The organism is Marisediminitalea sp. (genome assembly GCF_984433645.1).
Map to the genome: position 1 here is coordinate 1 of NZ_CFIDRX010000198.1, position 7,599 is coordinate 7,599.

A 7,599-nucleotide genomic window follows, 5' to 3' on the forward strand; every position below is an offset into this window, starting at 1 on the left:
GGAATCGAGATCGCGTCGAATGCCCAGATAGAAAACACTGCCGCAATAAATGGCCCGGCGACTGGGCTCTAGCTCTTCAATGACTTCCATTGCGCGTATTTTTGGCGCGCCAGTGATGGACCCGCCAGGGAAACAAGCTGCCAGTAATTCCAGCGGGTGGCTGTCAGGCAGCAACTGGCTTTGTATCTTACTCACCATATGATGCACCGCCGGGTAGCTTTCCAGGCTGAATAACTCAGGGACTTTTACCGAGCCTGGCACACTGTGCTTACTGATATCATTACGCAACAGGTCCACAATCATCAGGTTTTCGGCCCGATCTTTTTCTGCACTTAACAAAGCGTTAGCACTGGCTACATCCTGATCCGCATCGCTAAATCTTGGCCGCGTGCCTTTTATTGGCTTAGTTTCAATTTGGCCGTCTTTACACTGTATGAATCGCTCCGGCGACACACTAATAACGCTGCATTCCGGTAACTGAATATACGCAGAAAAGGGCGCCTCATTGGCTTGTGCCAAACGCTTGTAGGCGGCCCAGGCATTTCCTTGATATTTCGCGCTAAAACGCTGAGCAAAATTTACCTGATAACAATCACCGGCGACCAGATAATCATGAATTTGTTCCAGCCCGGTTAAATACGCTTGTTTCGATAAATTACTCTGCCAGTCACTGGTTAGTGCAAAATGCGTGCTTTGCGCTGTCTCTAGTAGCGCTTCAACGTTAAATGCTTCCACGTAATCCAGGCAACAGTAGTAAAACTGTCTGGCCTGGTTGTCGTAAATGATGGCTCGATCGTACAAACCCGCAGCAAAGTCAGGGCAGGCGTATTCATTCGGATTGGTGTCAGGCAATTGTTCAAGGTAGCGGCCATAGTCGTAGCTGATAAAGCCGGCCATGCCTAACACAAACGGTAAACCATTGTACGCCTCCAAGGCACCCGCATCTATTGAGTTTTCAAACGACGAAGTTAGCGCAATCGCTGCGTCAATGGGGGATTCTGAAACGCTGTAAGTGGCCGTTTCGGCTTCACGACGATCCTCGATAACGGTCTTTCCGTCTTTACACGACAAGGTTACGGCTGGGCTCCACACCAGAATATCGAATCGGCTCTTACTGGCGGTACTGCCACCCGAGTCCAGTAACTGTGACCAGGGCAGGGATGCCATGGCCCCAAATAATGCCTGCACCGTTACGTGTTCCGGAACGGTAAGAGGAGTAATGCGTAAACTGCTGGGCGTAAAGTGAATCGGATTTGTCATAGTTTTGATTAGGATGGTTACCGTTACAACATCAATAGAACCAGTGCCAGAATGCACCGTTTGGCTGTTTATACACACCAAAGTCGGACATGGTTTTATTGGTGCAGCCTGTCGACATGCGGTAGTATACGGATTCTTCGTCTAGATGACTATGTGAGCCCACAAAATAAGAGGACGCCATGACCGTAATCCGTCAACAAGACTTTATTGACAGCATCGAAGATGCATTGCAATTCATATCCTACTATCACCCACTAGATTACGTTAAAGCTGTTGAAAAAGCGTATTTGAAAGAAGAGAGCCAGGCAGCGAAAGACGCCATGGCGCAGATCTTAATCAATTCGCGTATGTCAGCAGAAGGGAAACGCCCGCTGTGTCAGGACACCGGTATTGTTACCTGTTTCGTAAAAATCGGTATGGCAGTGAGCTGGGACAAGACCGACATGACCGTTCAGCAAATGGTTGATGAGGGAACCCGCCGTGCTTACATGAATCCGGATAACCCGTTACGTGCCTCTATTGTGGCCGATCCTGCCGGCGCGCGTAAGAACACCAAAGACAACACGCCTGCTGTTGTGCATATTGATATGGTGCCAGGCGACAAAATTGAAGTCATGATCGCGGCTAAAGGCGGCGGTTCAGAAAATAAATCAAAAATGGTTATGCTCAACCCAAGTGACGACATCGTTGAATGGGTAGTGAAAACCTTACCGACCATGGGTGCCGGTTGGTGTCCGCCAGGCATGTTAGGCCTGGGCATTGGCGGTACGGCAGAAAAAGCAGCTGTTCTGGCCAAAGAAAGCCTGATGGACCCGGTAGACATCCAGGAATTAATGGAACGCGGCCCTGAAACGACCGATGAAAAACTGCGCCTGGAGATCTTCAAACGCGTTAACGATTTGGGTATCGGCGCACAAGGCTTGGGTGGATTAACCACAGTCGTTGACGTGAAAATCAAATCTGTGCCTACTCACGCGGCGTCTAAGCCGGTTGCCATGATCCCTAACTGTGCCGCAACACGTCACGCACACTTTTATTTAGATGGCAGCGGCCCAGCCGACCTTAAAGCGCCGAAGCTGGAAGAATGGCCGGAAGTGACCTGGGAAGTAGGCGAAAACACCCGTCGCGTGAACATGGACGAAGTCACTAAAGAAGAGATCAAGGAATGGAAAGTAGGCGAAACCGTGCTGTTGTCAGGTAAAATGCTGACAGGCCGTGATGCCGCGCACAAGCGTATTCAAACCATGCTGGAAAATGGTGAAGGCCTGCCAAAAGGCGTAGATTTTAACGGTAAGTTCATTTACTACGTAGGCCCGGTTGATGCGGTTGGCGATGAAGTGGTTGGCCCTGCGGGTCCGACGACGGCAACACGTATGGACAAATTCACCGACATGATGCTGGAAAAAACCGGTATTGCCGGCATGATCGGTAAAGCAGAGCGTGGTCCGGCAACGGTTGACTCTATTGCAAAACACCAATCGGTTTACTTAATGGCCGTCGGTGGTGCAGCGTATTTGGTGTCTAAAGCCATTAAGAAAGCGCGCGTCGTTGCATTTGAAGATTTGGGTATGGAAGCTATTTACGAATTCGAAGTAGAAGACATGCCTGTGACTGTTGCAGTAGATAGCACGGGTGCAAACGCACACCAAACTGGCCCGGCAATCTGGAAAGCAAAAATTGCCGATCTGGACAAAGCGCTGTCTGCTAAATAAAGCAGTGATTATAAAGGGTTAACACTGCCGGTAACAATAAACCGGCAGTGCTCCGAACAATAACGGGTACCTGAGGCGTTTGCGCTGCAGTGATACCCGTTCTTTTTTTACGACAGGTGAAATGGAACACATCGAAATCATACTCAACTCTGGTATTGGATTAGCCGCACTGCTGCTTGGCGTGATTATTGGTCACTTAAAAGGGCGAAATCATGCGCAGCAAGCCCAATCAGACAATGACTTACTCCAACAACGTTTTGAACAGGTTCAGCAACAGGCAGAGGCCAGTTTATCTGCAGTGCAGGCGCAGCTAACCGAATACAAGCAACAAGCGCAGTTATTGCAAACCCAAAATCAGGACTATGCCTCTAAAGCGGCATTGGCACCGGAACTGCAGCAACAGCGCACGTCATTGCAGCAAGAACTTAAAACGCTCCAGCTGGAATATACAGAGTTAAAATCACTCAGCGAAGCGCGACAAGCTGCGTTTGACGAAGCCAGAAAAGGACATGCAGAGAAGCTGGAAGCACTGCAAAGTGCAGAAAAACGCTTACAGGAACAGTTCGAAAATCTGGCGAATAAGATCTTCACGCAAAAAGCTGAGAGCTTCACGACTGAAAGTAAATCGCGTTTGGATGCCTTATTAACCCCGTTGAAAGACCAGATTGAAGGCTTTAAAAAGCAAGTCACTGATCAGTATGTCAAAGAAGGTCAGGAGCGAGCGTCCCTAAAAACGGAAATTTTAGGCTTAAAGGCGCTGAATCAACAGATTACCGAAGATGCAGCAGCATTAACACGTGCGTTAAAAGGCGACAACAAGCAGCAAGGTAACTGGGGAGAAGTGGTGCTTGAGCGCATACTGAAAGAATCAGGATTGCGGGAAGGCCATGAATTTGAAACCCAGGTCTCTGTGCGAAATGAACACGGCAAGCTACAACAGCCGGACGTCGTCGTGCATTTACCGAATGACAAAGACGTTATTATTGATGCCAAAGTCAGTTTGGCTGCATACGAGCGCTACTTCAACAGTGATGACGAAGATGAGCGTGCGCGTTATTTGAAAGAGCACGTTAACTCGATCCGTACGCACATCAAAACGTTAGGCGCAAAGGATTATCAGGAGCTGGAAGCCCTGAAAACCCTGGATTATGTGTTGATGTTTATACCGGTGGAACCCGCGTTTCTGTTGGCAGTAGATGCGGATCCGGAGCTTGTTACTCTTGCGCTCAATCAAAATATCATGCTGGTATCACCGACGAACTTGCTGGTAGCTTTGCGCACTATCAATAATATCTGGCAGTACGAATACCAAAATCAGAATGCACAAAAAATTGCTCAGCACGCTGCCAAACTGTACGACAAGTTTGCGGGGTTTGTGGGTGATATGGAGAAAATTGGTAAGTCCGTTGAGGCCACGCAAAAACACTACGATGCGGCCTTAAATAAACTGTCGTCGGGTAGAGGGAACATTCTTCGCCAGGTTGAGCAGTTTAGACAACTGGGAGTTCAACCCAGTAAGCGCCTCGCCAGTGAAGCCATGAACGACGAAGATAGCGCAGACGAATAAGTGGCTATGCCTGTGCTGCCATTGGCTTAACAGGCGTCGCAATAACACATTGATCACGCCCATTTCGTTTCGCCTGATATAAAGCGTCATCGGCCAGGGTAAGCAATTTATCCTGGCTGTTCACCATAGTAACATCTGCACAGCCCGCACTTACCGTAAGCGGTGGCGTGTCTTCCCGCCATGCAGTCGTGCGAATAGCATGGCCGATTTTGTTGGCGACCTCTAACGCGTCCGTTGCGTTTTGCCCCGGCAATAAAATAATAAATTCTTCCCCGCCGAATCTGGCCACAATGTCTGTCTGCCTGACAGATGACTTAAATATGCGTGCCGTATTTACTATGGCTTCGTCGCCCGATGCGTGACCATACCTGTCATTTATTTTTTTGAAGTGATCAATATCGAGCATCACAATACTAAAGGGCATATTGTAACGTTGGTAGAGCGCAAAATAGTCGTACAGTTTGACCTCAAATGCACGACGGTTGAGTAACCCGGTGAGCTGATCGTGTTCAGCCAAATGCTTCATTCTGATGATCAATCGAGAGACAGTGGTACCAACGGCCGTCACATTGATGAATATGATGAGTAAGATATAGACCCACATCAGGGTTGGGCTGTTCTTGGAAGACAAGGGTATTGCAATTACATCCTCACGTTGATCAACCATCCACATCACACTTTTTATTGCGACAATAAGCACCAGTGACATATCTGAAATACTCAGAATAGCGCCAATGCCATTATTAAACGCAGTAGCAAGCGCGCGGTACTTCATCCATGCCGTAGTAATGAGCATAAACAACGCCATGAGCAACAGGGTTAGCGAGGTATAATTGGCCGAAACTACGCCTAAGATATGTAATACAGCGAGACTGGCAGCCCCTAATGTAAGCCAACGAATAACGCCTGGATCTGAGGGCAGGACTAACAAATGGCGTAACGCCAGGTTGTACATGACCAATGTGATTAACAGCGTGAGGTCTGCTACAACCCAGAGGTTTGCGTCTGCAAAGGCATATTGTTGTGCACCAAGTACCAGCGACAACGCAAAAAATCCATTTGCCGCTGAAAATCGGATGCTACTTTGATAATACAGCCGAAGGGGTTTCGCAATCACCAACCAGCATAAACAAAAAAATACAGCAATTAAGATATTTACTTTGCTTAGATCAATACTGGTCGAAAGATAACTGTCCATGATAAACCTTATGGCACTACTACAGCTCGAGTATAGTTGAATTTAGTGAAAACGTGCCGAATCGTGTTTAAAGGAGAATAGAATGCGAACCGTTAGTGCGGTTTTTCAGACGATGCGCCCGCCGTTTCTGCTTCTGGTCGTAAGTTGCCTGTTGCAATCGATTGGTCTGCTCACTTATCTCAATATCGACTGGTCATGGTTAATATTTAGCCTTGTTTGTGTGTGTGGTCTGTCTGCACACATTGCCGTGAATATGCTTAATGAATATCACGATTGTGCATCCCAACTGGATTTCCATACATCCAGAACTCCCTTTAGCGGTGGCAGTGGTGCATTAGTCAGTAACCCTGACGTGTTAAATGCAGTCAGAATAACGGGCTGGTTTTTTATTGTATCCACGGCGGTGACTGGTTTGCTCATAATGCGTTTATCAACCGCGCAACCATTTCAACTCGTCACCATGGGGTTACTTGGCCTTGTGATTGTGATTGCTTATACCCCTATACTTAATCGGTATGCGATTTTGTGTCTGCTAGCCCCAGGCGTGGGGTTTGGTCTTCTAATGAGTTACGGCTGCTTCGTTGTGTTGGGAGGAACCCATTCGTTTGAGGTTATGTTACTGGCACTGGTCCCCACGTTACTAACCAATAACCTTTTATTGTTAAATCAGTTTCCTGATGCTGAAGCAGACCAGCAGCATGGCCGCAATCACCTGGTAATACAACACGGATACAGCACAGCAGCGTATGTGTATTTTGTACAGTGGCAACTTGCGCTTTTGGCCCTGTTAACGGGTCTATGGTTACTCGAGGTACCGTGGTTTGTTTACTGCGCAGCAATCCCTATGGTCGTTGGCTTGCGCATTTATGCATTGGCAAAAGATTTCAATAAAACCACGCCTGCATTTTTGGCAGGCATGGGACAAAACGTTATGATGACACTTCTTACACCGGCATTACTTGGAGTGTTGTTATGTGTGGCAGGTTAAATGTAGCCGACAGCCCGGGCGTTAAATCGCTCTGCGATCAGTTGGAAATTACACTCTGGCCAGAGGAAGGCATGCTCAAAAAGCGTTTCACTCGGGCCACAGACCGAGTCAGTATCGTTATGCAGCACAACGGTAAATCGGTAATGCGAAATGCCATATGGTGGTTACTGCTGGAGCCCGATCATCGCGGGCCGGTTATGCGATTTATGCCGTCTAAATACACGTCGTTTAATACCCGGTACGACAAACTGAACAAACGCGGTAGTGCAGGGTATCAGGCATTTCGGCAGCAGCGATGTGTGATCCCGGCAAGTGGTTTTGGTGAGTCTCAAAAGCGTGGTTCATTGATGACCTATCACGACATGATAGCAAGTGAAGACACGCCGCTTGCGATGGGCGGTTTGTATCGCGAATGGCACGGCCGCGATCCGCATGGGAATACGTTTATTGAAACCTCTTGCTCAGTGGTTACACTGGCTCCTCATCCTAAATTAATGCCCATTCATGAAAAGGCCTCGCCGCTTATGTTATCAGCCGAGGACAACAGCCTGCAACGCTGGCTGGACTGCGCAGCGCATCCGGTTGAGACCCTATCTGATTTGCTTGAACCCACCATACGACATCGGTTTACGGTAACACCAATAAATAAGCCGTCATTGTATCAGTCGGTAGGTGAGTCTTTTACCATTGAGCCTGATTAATAACTAATACCGACGTTGATGCCAGTTTACTTATTGGCAATAAAAAAGCCCGCGTAGCAATTTGCCAGCGGGCTTTTGTTTTACAGGCTATAACTAGTGTGCTTTGCGTCTGACTGCACGCTGCCAGGTCAGAACCATCAGGCCTAAAATCAAACCAAAACCCAGGCTGCCAC

8 protein-coding genes are annotated in these 7,599 nt (G+C 48.0%); 4 read left to right on the forward strand and 4 right to left on the reverse strand.

Annotated elements, in window-relative coordinates; genetic code table 11:
• Both AC4MRN_RS18115 and AC4MRN_RS18120 read right to left on the reverse strand, forming a co-directional pair.
• Positions 1–1,260 (reverse strand): anthranilate synthase component I family protein (locus AC4MRN_RS18115; protein WP_491204071.1); only part of this gene is annotated, 1,260 nt, incomplete at its 3' end.
• Positions 1,261–1,291: 31 nt separating this feature from the next.
• A complete protein-coding gene (locus AC4MRN_RS18120; RefSeq protein ID WP_155523169.1) occupies positions 1,292–1,441 on the reverse strand; it encodes a hypothetical protein in 150 nt (49 codons plus the stop codon).
• Between AC4MRN_RS18120 and AC4MRN_RS18125 the strand changes: the two genes are divergently transcribed.
• Both AC4MRN_RS18125 and rmuC read left to right on the forward strand, forming a co-directional pair.
• Positions 1,440–2,972 (forward strand): fumarate hydratase, encoded by a 1,533-nt coding sequence (locus AC4MRN_RS18125; protein WP_491204072.1) that lies wholly within the window; start codon positions 1,440–1,442, stop codon positions 2,970–2,972. The genes AC4MRN_RS18120 and AC4MRN_RS18125 overlap by 2 nt on opposite strands.
• Before the next feature lie 121 nt (positions 2,973–3,093).
• The gene (gene rmuC / locus AC4MRN_RS18130; RefSeq protein WP_491204073.1) at positions 3,094–4,539 is read left to right on the forward strand and encodes a DNA recombination protein RmuC; all 1,446 of its coding nucleotides are present in this window, start codon (positions 3,094–3,096) and stop codon (positions 4,537–4,539) included.
• Between the two features lie 4 nt (positions 4,540–4,543).
• Here the strand turns inward: rmuC and AC4MRN_RS18135 are convergent, their stop codons facing one another.
• Positions 4,544–5,737, reverse strand: a complete 1,194-nt coding sequence (locus AC4MRN_RS18135) for a GGDEF domain-containing protein (protein WP_073324509.1) — start codon at positions 5,735–5,737, stop codon at positions 4,544–4,546.
• 82 nt (positions 5,738–5,819) lie between these two features.
• Here AC4MRN_RS18135 and AC4MRN_RS18140 point away from each other — a divergent pair, with 82 nt between their 5' ends.
• Positions 5,820–6,725 (forward strand): prenyltransferase, encoded by a 906-nt coding sequence (locus tag AC4MRN_RS18140; RefSeq protein WP_491204074.1) that lies wholly within the window; start codon positions 5,820–5,822, stop codon positions 6,723–6,725.
• A complete protein-coding gene (locus AC4MRN_RS18145; protein WP_491204075.1) occupies positions 6,710–7,426 on the forward strand; it encodes an SOS response-associated peptidase family protein in 717 nt (238 codons plus the stop codon). The genes AC4MRN_RS18140 and AC4MRN_RS18145 overlap by 16 nt, the downstream gene beginning before the upstream one ends.
• On the opposite strand, the gene AC4MRN_RS18150 is transcribed toward AC4MRN_RS18145, so the two are convergent.
• Positions 7,407–7,599, reverse strand: a 193-nt coding sequence (locus AC4MRN_RS18150; protein ID WP_491204076.1) for a hypothetical protein, incomplete at its 5' end; no start/stop codon positions are given. The genes AC4MRN_RS18145 and AC4MRN_RS18150 overlap by 20 nt on opposite strands.

What these genes read in the sequence shown, in the direction of transcription:
- rmuC (WP_491204073.1), top strand. Translation starts at nt 3,094, where the DNA reads ATGGAACACATCGAAATCATACTCAACTCTGGTATTGGATTAGCCGCA.
- AC4MRN_RS18145 (WP_491204075.1), top strand. Translation starts at nt 6,710, where the DNA reads ATGTGTGGCAGGTTAAATGTAGCCGACAGCCCGGGCGTTAAATCGCTC.
- AC4MRN_RS18135 (WP_073324509.1), bottom strand. Translation starts at nt 5,737, where the DNA reads ATGGACAGTTATCTTTCGACCAGTATTGATCTAAGCAAAGTAAATATC.
- AC4MRN_RS18140 (WP_491204074.1), top strand. Translation starts at nt 5,820, where the DNA reads ATGCGAACCGTTAGTGCGGTTTTTCAGACGATGCGCCCGCCGTTTCTG.
- AC4MRN_RS18120 (WP_155523169.1), bottom strand. Translation starts at nt 1,441, where the DNA reads ATGGCGTCCTCTTATTTTGTGGGCTCACATAGTCATCTAGACGAAGAA.
- AC4MRN_RS18125 (WP_491204072.1), top strand. Translation starts at nt 1,440, where the DNA reads ATGACCGTAATCCGTCAACAAGACTTTATTGACAGCATCGAAGATGCA.